This is a genomic window from Silicimonas lutimaris (genome assembly GCF_047314965.1).
Taxonomy (GTDB): Bacteria; Pseudomonadota; Alphaproteobacteria; order Rhodobacterales; family Rhodobacteraceae; genus JAVJUV01.
In genome coordinates this window covers 125,719-142,095 of record NZ_JBLBVK010000055.1, presented here as the reverse complement: position 1 = coordinate 142,095, position 16,377 = coordinate 125,719, and the positions used below count along the sequence as shown (strand labels likewise).

Sequence of the window (16,377 nt, the reverse complement as noted above, 5' to 3'; positions counted from 1 at the left end):
GCTCAGCTGTCCTTGGGACGGAGTGTGTCGAGTTGGGGGAGGATGGTGGCGCGGTCGGGCGTGAGGCCGGTGTAGACGCGGAAGGTCTCGATCGCCATGAAGCGGAAGAGGTCGAACCCGGTGAGGATCTTCAACCCCTTCGCGGCAGCGTCGGTCAGGAAGGCGGTGTCGGTCGGCGTGTAGACGGCGTCGAAGGCCCACCATTGCGGGCCGACAAGCGTAGGGTCGAAGGCGGTGCCGGGATGCCCGCCCATGCCGAGAGCCGTGGCATTGACGAGCCCGGTGGCCGAAGCGATGGCCTCGGGCGCTTCCTCGATGGGGATTGCGGTGACGGGCCGACCGCACATGCGGGCCAGTTCCTTCGCGGCGTCGAAATTCAGGTCCCAGACCGTTACCTTGCGCGCCCCGAGGCGGATCAGCGCGGGAACGATCGCGCGGGCAACGCCGCCTGCGCCTGCGACAGCCACTTCGCCCGGGCCGCGGTTCCTGAAGACCGCCTGCCAGGCTGCGATAAAGCCGAGGTAGTCCGTGTTCCAGCCGGAGAGTTCCGGTTTGAAGAGAAGGAGGTTGGAGGCGCCGAGATGGTCGACGGCCCTGTCCATCCGGCGGCCCGCGTAGCCCGCGGCCTCGGTCTTGTGCGGGTGGGTGACGCTGACGCCGGTCCAGCCGTCCTGACGCAGCATGTCGACGGTGCCGGAGAAGTCGAAGGCATCGTCATGCTCGGTGTCGATGGGCGTGAAGTCGAGCGTCAGCCCGTTGGCCTTGCACATGATATCGAGTGCGAAGGGCAGGCGGGTTCGGCTGATATTCCCGCCGATCAGCCCGCATTTGAGAACGGTGCTCATGCCGGCACGCCCTCGGGCCAGGTGGCGCGTTCGATGTCGAGCGTCGCGGCGATCGTGGCGCGGCCGGAGCGAGCATCGTTGAGGGGGCCTTCGGCGCCGGCGATGACGCGCGCGAAATGCTCGAGTTGCAGGATGAGAGGCGTGCCGTCGCCAGAGGGGTGTTCCTGGGGCACGGGGGCCTCGGACCAGTCGTAGGCACCGGTCCAGACGCGCAGGCTGGGGAACTCGACCGCGCCCCTGGTGCCGGAGATGCGGAGCGAATCCTGACCTGTATGAGCGATGTTTGGGTTTTCCCCCGTGCCATGCTCGAAGCCCCAGGGCGAAGGCGTGGTATCCGCGAAGGTCACCGACGCGGTGAGGCCGGAGGCAAATCCGAGAACGGCGGCACCGGATTCGACGCGAGCCTCCTGCCGGACCGGATTGCCGCCCAGGCCCGCGACGCGGGTGATCTCGCCGAAGAGGAAGCGCAGGAGGTCGACCTCGTGGCTGACGTTCATGTGGACAGGCGCGCCGTCGCGGCCCTTGCGCCAGCCCACGTCGAAATAACCGTCAGGCTTGCGGACGTTCCAGATCGAGGTCGCCACGACGGGCTGGCCGATGGTGCCCGCGTCCAGGATCGCCTTCAGCGCGGTGACCTTCGGGTGAAACCGGCGGTGATGACCGGTCAGGATGTGAACGCCCGCCGCTTCGGCGGCGGCGATCATACGATCGACAGAGGCGAGATCGGGAGCGAGCGGCTTCTCGATCAGCGCGTGCCAGCCGCGCCGAGCCGCCTCGGCGAAGGTCGCTTCGTGGTCCTGCGTCGGCGTTGCGATGACGATCCCGTCCGCGTCTTCACCGCAGTCGGCGAGACTGTCGAATCGGGGGGCCTGCGTCAGTTCGGACGTCGCCGGGTTCGGGTCGATCAGTGCGGCGACGTGAAGGTCGGGATGGGCGTCGATATGGGCGAGGTGGCGGCGGCCGATCGCCCCGGCCCCGGCGACGACGAGGCGGGTCATCGGTGCATTCTCCTATTATTATCGGTCGGGAAATATCCCGAGGGGCCGGCCGCAGGCCGGCGGGGGCAGCGCCCTCCTCCCTCCGCGGCGACGCAGTCGGCGCAATCCGGTCTCACATCACCGCTCCGATCTGCCAGGGGACGAATTCATAGTCGCCGAGGCCCTGGGCTTCGGATTTCGACATTTCGCCCGAGGCGACGCGCAGGAACAGCTCGTAGATCTCGCGGCCCTTGGATTCGACCGTGGCTTCGCCGGTCAGGATGTCGCCGGCATTGACGTCCATGTCCTCGATCATGCGGCCATACATCTCGGAGTTCGTGGCAACCTTGATCGTCGGCGCGGGCTTGGAGCCGAAGGCCGAGCCGCGCCCGGTGGTAAAACAGACGAGGTTGCAGCCGCCCGCGATCTGGCCTGTCACGCTGGCCGGGTCGTAGCCGGGGCTGTCCATGAACGTGAAGCCCTTCGCGCGGACGGGTTCGGCATATTTGTAGACGCCGGTGAGCGGCGAGGTGCCGCCCTTGGCAGCCGCGCCGAGAGATTTCTCGAGGATCGTCGTCAACCCGCCCTTCTTGTTGCCGGGAGAGGGGTTGTTGTCCATCGAGCCCTTGTTGCGGGCGGTGTAATCCTCCCACCAGCGGATCAGGCCGATCAGGCGCTCGCCCACCAGGGGCGACACCGCGCGGCGGGTCAGGAGGTGTTCGGCGCCGTAGATTTCCGGGGTCTCGGCGAGGACGCCGGTGCCGCCCTGCGCGGCCAGCAGGTCGCAGGCGTAGCCGAGGGCCGGGTTCGCGGTGATGCCCGACCAGGCGTCGGAGCCGCCGCACTGGAGCGCCACCATCAGTTCGGACGCCGGGCAGGGGGTGCGAACGGCCTGGTTCGCGATGGGCAGCATCGCCTTCACCTTCTCGATGCCCATCTCGATGGTCTTGCGCAGCCCCGCCACGCCCTGGATGTTCATGGTGTGGAAGAGCGGGCCCTGCTTCAGGCCGTAGGCTTCGAGCAGCCAGTCGATCTGGTTCATCTCGCATCCCAGTCCCACCATCAGCACGCCCGCGTGGTTCGGGTGGCGCGCGTAGCCCCACATCACGCGCTGGAGCGCCTCGAAACCGTCGCCCGACCCGGCCATGCCGCAGCCGGTGCCGTGGACGAAGGCCACGACGCCGTCGACGTTCGGATAGGCTGCCAGTTCTTCGGGGCCGAAATGATCGGCGATGCGACGCGCGGCAGTGGCCGAGCAGTTCACCGAGGTGACGACGGCGATGTAGTTCCGCGTGCCGACAGAGCCGTTCTCGCGGCGGTAGCCCATGAAGGTGTCCCGCTTGTCCTCGGGCACCATCTCGACATGCCTGAGATCGGTTCCGAACTCGTAGTCCATGTCGGTGTTGCGGAACTCGGTGTTCTGGGTGTGGACGTGGTCGCCGGCCGCGATGTCCTCGGAGGCGTAGCCGATGAGCTGAGCGTATTTGCGGATGGCGGCGCCCTTGGGGATCGGCGCGGTTGCGATCTTGTGGCCCGAGGGGATGAGCGTGGTGGTCGCCACGGTCTCCACCGCCGTTCCGGCCTCGAGGGCGCGGGTTGCGGTGACGACGTTGTCGGAGGGATCGAGGCGGACGAAGAGCGGTGCGTTTGTCATGAGGTGACCTGTGGGTTGAGGGGAGTGTCGCCGCGCCTTTGGCGCGTCGACCCGCCGGGAGGGCTCTGCCCTCCCGGTCCCTCCCGAAGTATTTTCGCCAAGAGGAAGATCATCGGGTTCGTTTCAGGCGCAGACCGGGGCGTCGGCGCTCCAGCGGTGAATATCGATATGGGGCGACCGGCTGAGTCGCGCGCGGGCATCTTCCCACAGTTTCTTCCAGGCCTGCCAGTCGCGAAGTTCGCTGTCGGGGTTCGTCCGCGAGCGGGCGACGAAGTCGGGAAAATGGGCGCGGCCCGTGGGCTGTCCTGTCCGGTTGAACCGCAGGTCGAAGCTCCAGCGGATGCCGTCGGAGAGATTGGGAAGCGAGGCGTGCGGGGTCATCGGGTGGAAGATCACCGCTCCGCCGGATTTCACGGGAAGCGGGCGGGCCTGCGACTTGTCGATGAAGCCCTCCGCGATGGCGGTCTGCCGCTGCGGGCAGTGGGGCAGGAGCCCGGTCTTGCCGGGGATCACCTGGAGGCAGCCGTTCTCGACCGTGGCGTCGGTCACGGCGAGCCAGACCGTCACCATGTCGGTGCGGTCGGCCTCTTCGAGCGCCACGGCGCGGTCCTGATGCCAGTCGGTGCCGCCCACATGGGCGCGGATCTCGCCGGCGCGGAGCCGGCGCTCGGGCGGCTTGATGCGAACGTGCTGGATCGGGTTAGAGGTGATCTCGGGGCCAATCAGGTCTTCGACGAGGTCGAGAAGCCGGGGTGCGGTGACCATGTCGAAAACCGCGGGGCCGAAGTGGAAGGGCGTGTCGGCGGTGATCCTGTCGCCGGGCAGCGAGATGTCCATCGGCTGGAACCACTCGTGGCCGGCCTCGTAGGCCGTGACGATATCGGTCGCGAAATCACCGGACGACACCGCGCCCCAGCTTTCCATGAGCCCGGCCAGGAGTGCTTCGTACTCGCCCCGGACCCTGTCGAGCGTGGCCTGGTCAAGGACGTTCTCGACAACCAGGTAACCCTGCGTCTCGAAGCTGTCGATCTGGTCCGGGGTCAGCATGTCATGGTCCTAGTCCAGGAGCACCTCGACGATGGGCGGCCAGATCAGCATGACCGAAAGTGCCAGGAGCTGGATGCAGATGAAGGGCAGGAAGCCGCGGAAGATGTCGGTCAGCGAGATGTGCGGCGGTGCCACGGATTTCAGGTAGAAAGCAGCCGGGCCGAAGGGCGGCGACAGGAAGCTGACCTGCATGTTCATGCAGAACAGCACGCCGAACCAGACCGCGAGATACTTGGGCTGAAGCTCTCCGATGAAGCCGATTTCCTCGATCGGCAGTCGCTGCACGATGGGCAGGAAGACCGGGATAATCAACAGCACGATGCCGACCCAGTCCATGAAGGCGCCCATGAAGAGCAGGATGAGCATCATGGTCAGCAGGATCAGCATGGTGGGGAGTTCGGCGCCGATGATGAGGTTCGCCACATAGGTCGGGCCGCCGGCGATCGTGTAGGCGCCGGCCAGCGCCGCGGCGCCGATGGTGACCCAGATGATGGTGCCGGTTGATTTCAGCGTGCGCATCAGGCTGTCCCAGACCAGGTCGAAGGACGCCTCGCCCCGGAAGATCGCGATGACCAGCACCGCCACCGCGCCCATTCCGGCGGCTTCGGTGATGCCGGTGATGCCGCCGTAGATCGAGCCCATGACGACGCCGATCACCACGATCGGCGGCACGAGGCCTTTGCCCATGCCCCAGCCGGTTGCCGTACGGTCGCGGCCGAAGGCGAAGAAGGCGAGCGCGAGCGAGATCGCCACCAGCCCGCCGAACCACCAGACATAGTCCGGCGTGCCCCAGAAGATCGGATCGACGCCTTCCAGAACGGCGTTCTGGCCGGTCAGAGTGAAGAACAGGGCGCGCAGGAAGAGGATGGTCGAGAAGCCGGCAAGAAGGACGTTGAGGAAAGCCAGGAAGAGCCCCAGTTTCTCGCGGCCTGCCGGTTCGCCAGGAATGGGTTCTGGCAGGGGCGCGTCTTCGGGTCGCAACTGGGTGCGGATGATGATGTAGATGATGATGAACGAGGCCAGCATGAAGCCCGGAACGAAGGCTGCGGTGAACAGCGCCTTGATGGAGGTCTCGGTGATCAGGCCGTAGATGATCAGGACGATCGAAGGCGGGATCATCGTGCCGAGCGAGCCCGATGCGCAGATCGTGCCGATGGCGAGGTTCTGGTTATAGCCCAGCCGCAGCATCTGCGGGAGCGCGATGAGACCCAGGAGCACGACCTCGCCGCCGATGATGCCGGACATGGCGGCCATGATCACGGCCATGATCGAGGTGACGATGGCGATGCCGCCGCGGGTGCGGTTCAGCCATACGTTCAGCGAGGAATACATGTCCTTGGCGATACCCGAGCGTTCGAGCAGCGCCGCCATGAAGATGAACAAGGGTATTGATATGAGCACGTAGTCAGTGAGAAGGCCGTATATCTTCTGCGCGAGGATGTTCAGCGGCCCGGAGCCCGGCCTGCTGGTCAACATGCCCTCGCCGAAGGTCCAGGGCGCGGTCAGGAGCGACGGCTCGAATTTCATCACCAGGACGAGCACCGCGAGGATCGCGGATGCGAGGCCCAGCGGCATGCCGATGGCGAGAAGCGCCAGGAGGCCGACCATGAGGACGAGGGAGATCGTTCCGATATCCATCAGCGTGTATCCCTTCCCTGGATCGACCCGGGGGTCACATCGAGTTCGCCGGTGCCCTCGGCACCGACGGCCGCGCGGAGGCGGGCGAGTTCGTCTTCGTCGATATCGTCGGCGGCGGTGTGGACCACCGGTTCGCTGTTCCAGTCGGAGATCAGGTTGATCACCGCCTGGATTGCCACGAGCGAGATGACGATCAGCACCATCAGTTTGAGCGTTGCGGGGATCGGCGGATCGAAGGCCGTTCCGAAAGTCTCCCAGCGCATGAATTTCTGGAACGCTTCGCCATAGCCGCCATAGATCAGGAAGAAGGCGAAAAGTACGATCAGGAAGGTCGAGATGCAGTCGAAGGTGCGCTGAAGCCAGCGTGGACAGACGTCGTAAAGCAGGAAGATCCGGATGTGGCTGCGTTGCTGCATGGCGTAGAGACCCGCGAGCAGAAAGACGAATCCGGCGAGCCAGAGCGACAGTTCGTTCGCCCAGAGCGTGGGGCGTTCGAAGACGTAGCGCAGGATGACCTCGTAGATCATCACCGAGGTGAGCAGGACGATCAGCATCATGGTGACCCGTCCCATGAAGACGGAAACGCGATCGAGCCGTGTCCAGTCTTCGAATTCCATGGGTGCGCGGCGCACAGTGGCTACGCCGACGACGAAGAGGATTGGGGACAGGATCAGCGCGACATAGTCGATGATGTCCCCGAAGGCGAAGAGCGGCGACATGCCGGGTGTGACGTCGGTGCGTCCGAACTGCGCGGCGAGCTGTCCGTTTTCCGGACCGAAATCAAGGATATAGGCCGGACCATGCCAGACCACCCAGCCGAAGACAATGCTGAAGGCCAGCGGCACGAGCCATTCGATGGGCGTTGCCTGCTTGTGTTCCATGACGCTCCTCTGCTCCCCCCACCGGACCCGCCAGTCCGGCGCAAAAAGGGCGGGCCGAACGTCGTCGGCCCGCCCAATGAGCGTGATTATTCGGTGATCACACCGATGGTCTTCAGGAATTCGATGTGGCTGGCCACAAGCGCTTCGGCTTCCGGCGTGGTTGCGAATTCCGGCCAGGTCGCCTGAGCGGCGGCCTTGAACTTGGCGCGATCTTCCGCCGACCAGTCATAGATCGATACGCCCTGGGCGCGCAGCTCGTTCGCGGCCTGCGCGTTGGCGACGTCACCCGAGATGGCCTGGCGCAGGGCCAGCTTTTCCATGGCGACTTCCATGATCCGGCGGTGATGCTCGGGCATGCCGTCCCACACGGCCTTGTTGCAGGCCAGGTGGTCCGACGGCATCGAGTGGAAGCCGGGGTAGGTGGCGTGCTTGGCGATGTCGTAGAGACCCATCGACTTGTTGTTGGCGAGGATCGAGGCGTCGGCGCCGTCGATGATGCCGGTTTCAAGCGCGGTGAAGATCTCGGTGAAGTCCATCACGATGGGCGACGCGCCCAGCTTTTCGAAGATCTTGGTTTCCATGCCCGGGGGCGAGCGGAATTTCCAGTCCTTGAAGTCGTCCGCGTTGCGGATCGGCTTGGTCGAGGACATGGCTTCCTGGCCGACGACCCACCAGCCGACGAGCTGCATGCCATACTGGTTGTAGAGCGCCTGGGCATCTTCGAGACCACCACCGATCAGGAGCCACGAGAGCTGCTGATAAGGCGTATCGTAGCCGCCCATGATGTCGCCGACGAACTGGAAGGCCGGGTTCTTGCCGGTTTGATAGGCGCCGCCGGTGAAGTCGCAGTCGAGAATGCCGGTCGCTGCCGCGTCGAAGGTTTCGACGGACTTCACGACGGACGAGGAGTAGAACATCTCGACCGAGATTTCGCCGTTCGACATCGTCTGGATGTCGTCGATGAAGGCGGCCGCGTTCTTGCCCGAGAGCGACTCGGGTGCGTAGTGCGTCTGGATCCGCAGGTTGGTTGTCTGAGCCAGAGCGGTGGTACCCATCATGGCGATGGCACCGGCGGCGAGTGCCGCGGTTTTAAGGAACTTCATGAATATCCTCCCATAGGTTGTTATCGGGCCCTCTTTCTTGAGGGCGTTCTTCCATGTGGTGCCGTCACGGTAGCAATGGATTCCGAGACTGCCAATCACAAATTGAAAAAAGAAAAAATTTCGAAATTTCTAGATTTCATCAAAATTCGCTGCTAGCGTTTTTTGAATCGGAGGGAGGATTATGCGCGTTGAGACGCCCGATATTTATGCGGATTTGCAGCAGAAGCTGATGAATGCCGCGTTCCGTCCGGGTGAGAAGCTGAAGCCCGCGGACTTGCAGGGCACCTATGGATGTTCGGCCAATACGATTCGCGAGATCCTGTTGCGGCTGACCAATGTCGGACTTGTCACCTTCGAGGTTCAGCGCGGGTTTCGCGTGGCGCGCGCAACGCAATCCGTATGCAACGACATCACCCGTTTCCGGATTCTGCTGGAGCAGGAGGGGGCGGCCGCTTCGATGCGGCTGGGCGGACTGACGTGGGAGTCGGACCTTGCCGCCGCGCATCACAAGTTGGTTCATATCGAGCATGAAATCGCGCGAGAGGGTGAGATCAACGACTACATGGCACTCTGGTCGGAGGCCGAGCGCAATTTCCACGAAACGCTCATCGCGGCCTGCGGCTCTCCGATCCTGCGCGACACCTATGCGCGGGTCTATCTGCAGTTTCGCCAGCAGATGGTGAGCCTGGAGCGGCAATTCGGGAAAAGCTATTTTCACACGATCATCATCGAGCACCAGGCGATACTGGATGCCGCGCTGTCCCGCGACGAGGCCGCCTGCCGCAAGGCGATTTACGACCACCTGAAGCGGAACATCCGGGAGAACTGACGGTGGAATCAGCGCTTCAGATCGTCGGCGATATAGGTCTCAATGATCTGGCGGAAGCTGTCTTCGGCATGGAAACCGAGCGCCAGCGCCCGCTCTGGTGCGAAGTCGCGGGGCCAGTTTTTCACGATCGCGCGGATTGCCTCGTCCGGTTCTTCGCGGATGAGCGCGACGGCGTCGTTGCCGGCCACCTCGCGCAGCGCCTCGATCTGCTCTTCGACCGTGCAGGAGACGCCGGGCATGTTCAGAGCGGGCCGCGCATTGAGCAGCGTCGTGTCCAGAGTGGCGGCGTGGCGCAGAAAGCCGACCGCCGAGCGCGGGGAGGCGTGCCAGTGGCGGACATCACGGCTGACGGGGAGGATCGCCTCGACCCCGTTCAGGGGTTCCCGGATGATGCCCGAGAAGAAGCCCGAGGCCGCCTTGTTCGGCTTGCCGGGACGGACACAGATCGTGGGCAGGCGGATCGACATGCCGTCGAAAAACCCCTTGCGGATATAGTCGCTGAGCATCAGTTCGCAGACGGCCTTCTGGGCTCCGTAGGAGGTTTGCGGGGCCTGGAAGAACGTGTCGTCGATCTTCTCGGGGAAGGGAGCGCCGAAGACGGCGATGGACGACGTGAATACGATTCGGGGCTTGTAGGCATGCGCGGAAGAGACGACCTCGGCGCGCAGCGCTTCGAGCAGGTCGCGGAAGGCCATCATGTTGACGTTCCAGCCGAGATCGAAGTCGGTTTCTGCTTCACCCGAGACGATGGCGGCAAGATGGAAGATCAGGTCGGGTCGCCCGGCCGCAAGCCGGCGGATCGCGCCCTTGTCCGTAATGTTTCCTGGGAGTTTCTGGGCTGCCGGAGCGCCGCCCTCGGCGGGAAAGGCCATGTCGAAGAGGGTAACCTCGTCTCCTGCATGAAACGGGTCGGCGGCCAGCGAGTGGGCCAGTTTCTGCCCGACCATGCCGCCGCCGCCGATGATCAGAATCTTTGCCATTGCGTGTCCTCCCTGGCCACTGCGCACCTGCGCCGCTGTAGGAGAGACCCTAGAATTTCGCGAAGGCTTCCACTAGGGGCTAAACGAAGGGAGTCGGACAGCCGAAGGGGCGGTCCGGGACAATCAGAACTGGAATTCGGATCATGAGCGGACGGCTGACAGGAAAACGCGCGCTGCTGACGGCGACGGGTCAGGGCATCGGACGGGCTACGGCGCTGGCCATGCTGCGGGAGGGCGCGGAGGTTTTTGCGACCGATATCAACGAAGAGGCACTGGCGTCGCTTGCCGAGGAAGCCGGCGGTGGCCTGACGACCTACCTGCTGAACGTTCGCGATGACGAAAGCGTGCGCGAAGGCGTCGCGCGCGCCAATCCCGATATCCTCTTCAACTGCGCGGGGTTCGTCCACGACGGCACGATCCTGCAGGCAACCGACGCCGACTGGGACTTTGCCTTCGACCTGAACGTCCGGGCGCAGTTCCGGACGATCCGGGCTGCGCTTCCGGGTATGCTTGAGCGCGGGGCAGGGTCCATCGTCAACATCGCCTCCGTTGCATCCTCCATCGTGGGTGTGCCGAACCGGTTCATCTACGGCACGTCGAAGGCTGCGGTGATCGGCCTGACGAAATCTGTGGCGCGCGACTTCGTGAAGAACGGGATTCGCTGCAACGCGATCTGTCCTGGCACGGTCTACAGCCCGTCGCTGCAGGATCGGTTGCGGGCCACCGGCGATTACGAGACCGCCCTGGAAGCGTTCAAGGCGCGCCAGCCCATGGGCCGGATCGGCACCCCCGAGGAGATCGCGGCGCTGGCCGTGCATCTGGCATCGGACGAAAGCGCCTATACGACCGGACAAGCCTTTGCCGTGGACGGCGGATGGACAGCATGAATTCCGCACGGCAGTGCGTTGAAAACAAGAAAGAAAGAGGACTGACATGAAACTGGTTCGTTATGGAAATCCGGGTAAGGAAAAGCCGGGGATGATCGATGCCGATGGCGTTTTGCGCGACCTCTCGGCGCATGTGGACGACATCGCCGGTGCAGCGCTGGGCGACGAGGCGATGGCGCGCCTTCGCTCCCTGGACCCGGCCTCGCTGCCGGCTGTCGGCGGCAATCCGCGGCTTGGTCCCTGCGTTGGGCAGATCGGCAAGTTCCTGTGCATCGGTCTGAACTACACCGACCACGCGGAAGAGACCGGTAACCCGATCCCCGCTCATCCGATCCTGTTCTTCAAGGCGAATTCGGCCGTCGTCGGTCCGAATGACGACGTGGTCATCCCGCGCGGCTCGAAGCATTCGGACTGGGAGGTGGAACTGGGCGTGGTCATCGGCAAGCCCTGCAAATACGTCAGCGTTGAAGAGGCGCTGGACTATGTCGCGGGTTATTGCGTGATCAACGATGTCAGTGAGCGTCATTTCCAGATGAACCTGACCGGGCAATGGACCAAGGGGAAATCCTGCGACACTTTCGGGCCGACCGGACCCTGGCTTGTCACCCGTGACGAGATCCCGGACCCGCAGAACCTTGGCATGTGGCTGGATGTGAACGGCAAGCGGATGCAGACCGGGAACACGCGGACCATGATTTTCACGGTGGCCGAGATCATCAGCCACATGAGCCAGCTGATGACGCTGCACCCTGGCGACGTGATTTCGACCGGCACGCCTCCGGGTGTCGGCATGGGCAAGAAGCCCGAGCCTGTCTACCTCAAGAAGGGCGACGTGATGGAATTGTCCATCGATGGGCTGGGCACGCAGCGGCAAACGGTGGGCGAGGATGCCTGACAAGCCCAAGCTCCTGCAGATCGGCAACGTGACCGCGCGCATGACGGCCCGGTTCGAGGCTGGCTTCGATGTCTCGAAACTGTTCGATCAGGAAGACCGGGCGGGGTTCCTCGCCGCGGAGGGCGCGTCCTTCGTGGCCATCGCCACGGATGGCCATTGGGGAGTGCCCGACGATGTCGCCGCGGCGCTGCCCAACCTCAAGGTCGTGGCAAGCTATGGCGTGGGATATGACGCAATCGACGCCGATGGCATGGCCGCCCGCGGTGTGCTTGTAAGCCATACCCCTGACGTTCTGAACGACGAGGTGGCGGATACCGCGATCATGCTCTGGCTGGCGGTGAGCCGCCGGCTCGTCCAGGCCGAAGCCTGGGCGCGCTCGGGAGACTGGGAGGCGAAGGGCGCCTTTCCGCTGACGCACACGGTGCGCGGCCGGAAGGTGGGCATCGTCGGGTTGGGAAGGATCGGTCAGACGATCGCCGAACTCGCCAGCGCCTTCGATGCGACCATCGCCTATCATACGCGGTCCGAAAAGGATGTGCCTTACGCCTATTACCCGGACCTCGTGAAGATGGCCGAGGCTTCGGAGGTGCTGATCGTCATCACGCCGGGTGGTCCGGGAACGCGCCACCTGATCAACGCCGATGTGATGAAGGCGCTGGGGCCGGAGGGCATCCTCATCAACGTGTCCCGTGGTTCGGTCGTCGACGAGGCCGCGCTGGTTGCCGCGCTGGAGGCGGGCGAGCTGGGTGGCGCCGGGCTGGACGTGTTCGAGGCGGAACCGAAGATCCCCGATGCGCTTAAGGCGATGGACAACGTGGTTCTGCTTCCGCACGTGGGCAGCGCGACGGTCGAGACCCGGATGGCCATGGGCGACCTCGTCTGCCGGAACCTCGAAATGTGGCTGGACAAGGGCCGGGTCGTCACCCCGGTGCCGGAGTGCAAGTTCCTGAACGATTGATGGAGTGAGTATGCCCGAGTTTGGAACGAGTGGGCTGCGGGGGCTGGCCGTCGAACTGACGGATGAGCTTTGCGCCACCTATGCGGCGGCTTTCGTCGCGAAGCATGGGAAAGGCGGCCGGCTTCTGATCGGCCAGGATCGCCGCGAGAGCAGCCCGAGGATCACGCGGGCGGTCGCTGCCGGTGCCGTCTCCGAGGGGGCCGAGGTCGTGGATTGCGGTGTTCTGCCGACGCCGGCTCTTGCGCTGGCCGCGGCAAAAGAGGGCGCGGTCGCGATCATGGTGACCGGGAGCCATATCCCGGCCGACCGCAACGGGCTGAAGTTCTACACACGGGCCGGCGAGTTCACCAAGGCCGACGAGGCCCCGTTGCGCGACGCGGTGGCTGCGCGCGTGGCACCCGGCGTCGCCAGCGTCGAGGTGGAAGAGAACCGGACCGCACGGTCGGACTATGTGGCGCGGTATCTGGACGGGTTTCCGGCAGGCGCCCTGAAGGGGCGGCGCATAGGTGTCTGGCTGCATTCTTCGGCCGCAAGCACGGTGCTGCCGGAGATTCTCGAGGGCCTTGGAGCGGCGGTCGTGGGGCTGGGACAGTCCGATGCGTTCATCTCGGTGGACACCGAGGCCGTTGACGCGGAAACGCGCGGCATTTTGGCGGCATGGGTGCGCGAGCATGCGCTTGACGCGCTGGTTTCAACGGATGGCGATGCGGACCGCCCGCTTCTGGTTGACGATCGCGGCGAGGTGATCCCGGGGGACATTCTCGGCCCGATCACGGCCCGATGGGCCGGCGCGGACGAGGTCGTGACGACCGTATCGGCCAATACGATGGTCGATCTCATGGGCGGTTTCCGGTCCGTCACGCGGACCAGGATCGGGTCGCCCTATATCATCGCTGAGATGGAGGCGCGGCAGGGCGCCCGGGTGGCCGGGTACGAGCCAAACGGCGGGTTCCTGCTTGGATGGGACATGGAGAGGGGCTTCCGCCCGCTCATGACCCGGGACTCGACGCTGCCTTTGCTGGCTGTGCTGGTCAGCGCCGCCGGGCGGGGCGTGGCGGTCTCGGCGCTGCTGGACGACCTGCCGCAGCGCCGGACGGCGACGGACCGCCTGAAGGACATCCCGCGGGAAAAATCGCTGGCCCTTGTCGAGGCGATCCTGGGCGGGGACCATTCGGTGCTGCCCGACGGGCTGGGCCGGCTTTCTCACGTCGATCAGACCGACGGCGCCCGGATGGCGTTTTCCTCGGGCCGGATCGTGACGGTGAGGCCATCCGGCAATGCGCCGGAACTCCGCTGCTATGTCGAGGCGGAGAGCCAGGCTGCGGCGGATGCGCTTCTGGCCGACGCCTTGTCGCGGTTGCGCGCGGCCCTTCTCTGAACATCGGCGCACGGAGCGCCGACCCGCCGGGGAGGCTCTGCCTCCCCGGACCCCTCGGCCATATTTGAGCCAGGAAGAAGATCAGGGTGCCTCGGGGCGGCCGTAGAGCCGCGCCATGATCATGGGCGTCAGGTACATCGGGATCTGGTAGCAGCCGATGAAGATCAGGATCGGGTCGGTGACCTCGGCCGGAAGGGCAACGAGGAAGAGTGCGATGTTGCGGTTTCCGGACTGGATCGCATAGCCGGCCACGCCCGTGATGCGCCAGGCCAGGATCTGAAGCGTAAAGTTCACGGCGACAGCGAAGGCGAGCCAAAGGGCGACGGCCTGCGGCTCTGTGCGGAGCGCTGGTCCGAGGGCTGACATGAGCCCGATCACCACGACGCCGAGGACGATGGCGCTTGCCCCGTCGGCGGCGCGGAGGCGCTCGGGGCTCTCTTCGGGGCGGATCAGGCGGTTCACCGCGAAGCCGATGGCGACGGCGGCGGCGATCACGGCCAGCAGGCGAAGCGCGGCGGTCAGCACCGCGGCGGCATCGCCAAGCTGGGGCAGCGCCCAGAGGATTGGCAGCACGGTCAGGGGAAAGAGCGCAGTGCCGACGATCAGGACGCGCATTGGCGGAGCGGGGTCGTGACCCATGAGGGCCGTGAAGTTGGGGCTGCCGGTGACCGGAGGGGCGGACATGAGGAGCACGAGGACAAGGGCCATAGTGTGGCCTGTCAGGCCAAGGACGAGGGTAGCGGCGAGTGCGAGAAGCGGGAGGGCGAGCTGATAGGCCGCGATGACGGTCAGTGTCGTCCGGGCCTCGCGGAGGCTGCCGAGGGCGCGCGCGGGGCCGATCCGTACCGCGGACAGGAAAAGGAGCAGCGCCACGAGCTGCGGCAGCCAGGGTTTGAGCGTCTGGGCCAGACCTTCCAGCGTGAGCCCCGCCAGAAGGCCCGCCACGAGGCAGAGCCTTGCGTGGCGGGCGGCAAGGTGAAGGATCGGCAAGGGCGTCCTAGTTTCGTTGCCGGATGTTGTCCGGAAGCCAGGTGGCCAGTTCCGGGAAGGCGATCAGCACGAAGACCATCAGGACCATGATCAGGAACATCGGGATCGCGGCGCGGGCGATGAAGTTCATCTCGTGGGTCGTCATGCCCTGCAACACGAAGAGGTTGAACCCGATGGGAGGCGTGATCTGGGCCATCTCGACGACGACGACGATGAAGATGCCGAACCAGATGATGTCGATGCCCGCTTCGCGGATCATGGGTTCGACCACCGCCATGGTCAGCACCACGGAAGAGATGCCGTCGAGGAACATGCCGAGAATGATGTAGAAGACAAGGAGCGCCATCAGGAGTTCGAAGCGGCTGAGTTCCAGCGAGGCGATAAGGTCTGCCAGGCCACGGGGCAGGCCGGTGAAGCCCATGGAGAGCGAGAGGAACGCCGCGCCGCCCAGAATGAGGGCGATCATCGCGGATGTGCGCACAGCGCCCATCAGGCTTTCGGTGAACGTGCTCCAGTTCAGCGAGCCCTGTGTCGCTGCCAGCACCATCGAACCGATGACGCCGAAAGCGGCGGCTTCGGTGGCCGTGGCGTAGCCGAGGTACATCGAGCCGATGACCACGAGGATCAGGCAGATCACCGGGATCAGGAAGCGCGAGTTCCTGATCTTTTCGCCGAAGGTCATCGCTGGTTCGGGCGTCGGGTTGAAGTCCTTCGAGACGAAGGACATGACCGCGACATAAGCCATGAACATGCCTGCGAGTACGAGGCCGGGGAAGATGCCGGCCATGAACAGCTTGGTGATCGACTCGTTGATCGTGACCCCGTAGACGATCAGCGTCAGCGAGGGAGGGATCATCAGGCCCAGCGTCGCGGCGCCGGCCAGCGTGCCGATGACCATGTTTTCAGGGTAGTTCCGCTTGCGAAGCTCGGGAATCGACATCTTGCCCACCGTGGTGAGCGTGGCGGCAGAGGAGCCGGAGACAGCGGCGAAAACGGTGCAGCCAACGATGTTGGTGTGGACGAGCCCGCCCGGCAGGCGTGCGAGCCAGGGGCTCAGGCCACGGAACATGTCTTCGGACAGTCGCGTTCGGTAGAGGATTTCGCCCATCCAGATGAAGAGCGGCAGGGCGGTCAGCGTCCAGGAAGACGAGGCGCCCCAAACGCGGGTGATCATCGCATCTCCGGGTGGCCGTGAGGTGAAGAGTTCCATGCCGACGAAGGCCACGCCCATGAGCGCGAGGCCGACCCAGACGCCGGAGCCGAGGAGGAAGAAGAGGACGAAGAGGAAGATGGCGATCGGAGCAAGCTGTTCCAT

At 64.9% G+C, this 16,377-nt stretch carries 15 protein-coding genes; 5 read left to right on the top strand and 10 right to left on the bottom strand.

All coding sequences use genetic code 11. The features are described 5' to 3' along the window. Nucleotides 1-2: 2 nt before the first annotated feature. The 7 genes from ACKLNI_RS16610 to ACKLNI_RS16580 form a co-directional block, all read right to left on the bottom strand. Nucleotides 3-845, bottom strand: a complete 843-nt coding sequence (locus tag ACKLNI_RS16610; RefSeq protein ID WP_413720210.1) for a shikimate dehydrogenase family protein — start codon at nt 843-845, stop codon at nt 3-5. Beyond that, entirely contained in the window at nt 842-1,843 is a 1,002-nt protein-coding gene (locus ACKLNI_RS16605; protein WP_413720209.1) for a Gfo/Idh/MocA family protein, read from the bottom strand. The genes ACKLNI_RS16610 and ACKLNI_RS16605 overlap by 4 nt, the downstream gene beginning before the upstream one ends. Nucleotides 1,844-1,955: 112 nt before the next feature. Continuing rightward, complete coding sequence (locus ACKLNI_RS16600) at nt 1,956-3,476, bottom strand: UxaA family hydrolase (RefSeq protein ID WP_413720208.1); 1,521 nt, start codon at nt 3,474-3,476, stop codon at nt 1,956-1,958. Nucleotides 3,477-3,599: 123 nt separating this feature from the next. Further along, nucleotides 3,600-4,523: a phytanoyl-CoA dioxygenase family protein gene (locus ACKLNI_RS16595; protein WP_413720207.1), complete on the bottom strand. Its 924-nt coding sequence runs from the start codon at nt 4,521-4,523 to the stop codon at nt 3,600-3,602. A gap of 9 nt (nt 4,524-4,532) precedes the next feature. Beyond that, on the bottom strand, nt 4,533-6,161 hold the full coding sequence (locus ACKLNI_RS16590; RefSeq protein WP_413720206.1) for a TRAP transporter large permease: 1,629 nt from the start codon (nt 6,159-6,161) through the stop codon (nt 4,533-4,535). After that, nucleotides 6,161-7,042, bottom strand: a complete 882-nt coding sequence (locus ACKLNI_RS16585) for a TRAP transporter small permease subunit (protein WP_413720205.1) — start codon at nt 7,040-7,042, stop codon at nt 6,161-6,163. Before ACKLNI_RS16585 ends, ACKLNI_RS16590 begins: the two co-directional genes overlap by 1 nt. Nucleotides 7,043-7,128: 86 nt before the next feature. After that, nucleotides 7,129-8,145, bottom strand: a complete 1,017-nt coding sequence (locus ACKLNI_RS16580) for a TRAP transporter substrate-binding protein (RefSeq protein ID WP_413720204.1) — start codon at nt 8,143-8,145, stop codon at nt 7,129-7,131. A 181-nt stretch (nt 8,146-8,326) separates the two neighbouring features. Between ACKLNI_RS16580 and ACKLNI_RS16575 the strand changes: the two genes are divergently transcribed. Then, nucleotides 8,327-8,974 (top strand): GntR family transcriptional regulator, encoded by a 648-nt coding sequence (locus ACKLNI_RS16575; protein WP_413720203.1) that lies wholly within the window; start codon nt 8,327-8,329, stop codon nt 8,972-8,974. Nucleotides 8,975-8,982: 8 nt separating this feature from the next. Here the strand turns inward: ACKLNI_RS16575 and denD are convergent, their stop codons facing one another. Beyond that, nucleotides 8,983-9,954, bottom strand: coding sequence for a D-erythronate dehydrogenase (denD, locus tag ACKLNI_RS16570; RefSeq protein ID WP_413720202.1), 972 nt, complete (start codon nt 9,952-9,954; stop codon nt 8,983-8,985). A gap of 143 nt (nt 9,955-10,097) precedes the next feature. Between denD and ACKLNI_RS16565 the strand changes: the two genes are divergently transcribed. The 4 genes from ACKLNI_RS16565 to ACKLNI_RS16550 are packed head-to-tail and all read left to right on the top strand — an operon-like array spanning nt 10,098 to nt 14,072. Beyond that, nucleotides 10,098-10,841 carry an SDR family oxidoreductase gene (locus ACKLNI_RS16565; RefSeq protein ID WP_413720201.1) on the top strand — a complete coding sequence of 248 codons (744 nt, stop codon included), beginning with the start codon at nt 10,098-10,100 and terminating at the stop codon, nt 10,839-10,841. Between the two features lie 46 nt (nt 10,842-10,887). Continuing rightward, nucleotides 10,888-11,736: a fumarylacetoacetate hydrolase family protein gene (locus tag ACKLNI_RS16560; RefSeq protein WP_413720200.1), complete on the top strand. Its 849-nt coding sequence runs from the start codon at nt 10,888-10,890 to the stop codon at nt 11,734-11,736. Then, on the top strand, nt 11,729-12,694 hold the full coding sequence (locus ACKLNI_RS16555; protein WP_413720199.1) for a 2-hydroxyacid dehydrogenase: 966 nt from the start codon (nt 11,729-11,731) through the stop codon (nt 12,692-12,694). The genes ACKLNI_RS16560 and ACKLNI_RS16555 overlap by 8 nt, the downstream gene beginning before the upstream one ends. Before the next feature lie 10 nt (nt 12,695-12,704). Further along, entirely contained in the window at nt 12,705-14,072 is a 1,368-nt protein-coding gene (locus ACKLNI_RS16550; protein ID WP_413720198.1) for a phosphohexomutase domain-containing protein, read from the top strand. Nucleotides 14,073-14,153: 81 nt separating this feature from the next. Here ACKLNI_RS16550 and ACKLNI_RS16545 read toward each other — a convergent pair whose 3' ends face one another. After that, the gene (locus ACKLNI_RS16545) at nt 14,154-15,062 is read right to left on the bottom strand and encodes a hypothetical protein (protein WP_413720197.1); all 909 of its coding nucleotides are present in this window, start codon (nt 15,060-15,062) and stop codon (nt 14,154-14,156) included. Nucleotides 15,063-15,069: 7 nt separating this feature from the next. Beyond that, complete coding sequence (locus ACKLNI_RS16540) at nt 15,070-16,377, bottom strand: TRAP transporter large permease (protein WP_413720196.1); 1,308 nt, start codon at nt 16,375-16,377, stop codon at nt 15,070-15,072.